Genomic DNA, 1,352 nt, shown 5'->3' with positions numbered 1-1,352 from the left:
ATCAGGACCACGATCAGTTTGATGCGTTCGGCGACGGCGGTGACCAGTTCGGTGTGCATCATCAGGTAGGAGCCGTCCCCGACCATGACCACGACGTCCCGGTCCGGACCACCGTTGGCGGCTTCGGCAAGGGCTGCGCGCTTGACGCCCAGGCCACCGGGGATTTCGTAGCCCATGCAGGAGTAGGCGTATTCGACGTGGTAGCCGAACGGGTCCCGGACGCGCCACATCTTGTGCAGGTCACCGGGCAGCGAACCCGCCGCGCAGATCACGACGTCTTGGGCGTCCATGGCCTTGTTCGTGGCCCCGATGATTTCGTTCTGGGCCGGCAACGGCGTGAACCGGGTCTCGAAGGCCTCGTCCACGGTCGCGTTCCAGCGCTTCTTTTCGGCGGCGACTTTCTCTTCCAGGTCGGCCCCCACGCGGTAACCGCCCAGGGCCTGGTTGAGCTTCACGAGGGCTTTGCGGGCATCGGCGACGATGGGCAGGTGCGTGCCGTGCTTGTAGGCATCGATGGCGGCGACGTTGATGTTCACGAAGCGCACGTCCGGGTTCTGGAACGCCGTGCGGGACGCGGTGGTGAAGTCCTCGTACCGGGTGCCGATCCCGATGATCAGGTCCGCTTCGGCAGCCATGGCGTTGGCCGCCGTCGTGCCCGTGGAACCAATCGCACCCAAAGAGTGCTTGTGGTCCCAGGGGAGGACGCCAACGCCGGCCTGGGTGTTGCCCACCGGGATGCCCGTGAGCTCAGCGAATCTGGCGAGCTCGTCGTTGGCGTAGGCGTACAGGACGCCACCGCCGGCGATGATCAGCGGACGCTTCGCGGCACGGATCGCCTCGACGGCACGGCGGATATCCTCAGCCTCGGCCTCGGGGCGGCGGATCCGCCACTCCCGCTCGGCCAGGAACTCCTCGGGCACCTCGAACGCCTCGGCCTGGACGTCCTGCGGCAGCGAAATGGTCACCGCACCAGTCTCGGCCGGGTCCGTCAACACGCGCAGGCCGTGGTGGAACGCGGAGAACAACTGCTCCGGCCGGGACACCCGGTCAAAGAACTTGGACAACGGACGGAACGCGTCATTGACCGTGATGTCATACGCGTACGGTTGCTCCAACTGCTGCAACACCGGGTCCGCGGCACGGGTCGCGAACGTATCCGACGGGAGCAGCAACACCGGGAGCCGGTTGGTCGTCGCCAACGCCGCCCCGGTGAGCAGGTTCGAGGACCCCGGTCCGATGGAGGTGCTGATCGCGTAGGTCTGGCGGCGGCGAGTGTGCCGGGCATACCCGACGGCCTGGTGGACCTGGGCCTGCTCGTTCCGGCCCTGGTAGTACGGCATGATCGACGGGTC

General features: G+C 66.9%; 1 protein-coding gene. It reads right to left on the bottom strand.

Translation table 11 applies throughout. The annotated features are described in order from the left end of the window. A partial coding sequence (locus ACIPY3_RS23180; protein ID WP_400337912.1) for a thiamine pyrophosphate-dependent enzyme occupies window positions 1–1,352 on the bottom strand: 1,352 nt, incomplete at both ends.

The organism is Paenarthrobacter sp. NPDC089714 (genome assembly GCF_044748905.1).
Taxonomy (GTDB): Bacteria; Actinomycetota; Actinomycetes; order Actinomycetales; family Micrococcaceae; genus Arthrobacter.
The sequence above is the reverse complement of the archived record's forward strand: the minus strand, read 5'-3'. Positions and strand labels throughout refer to the sequence as shown.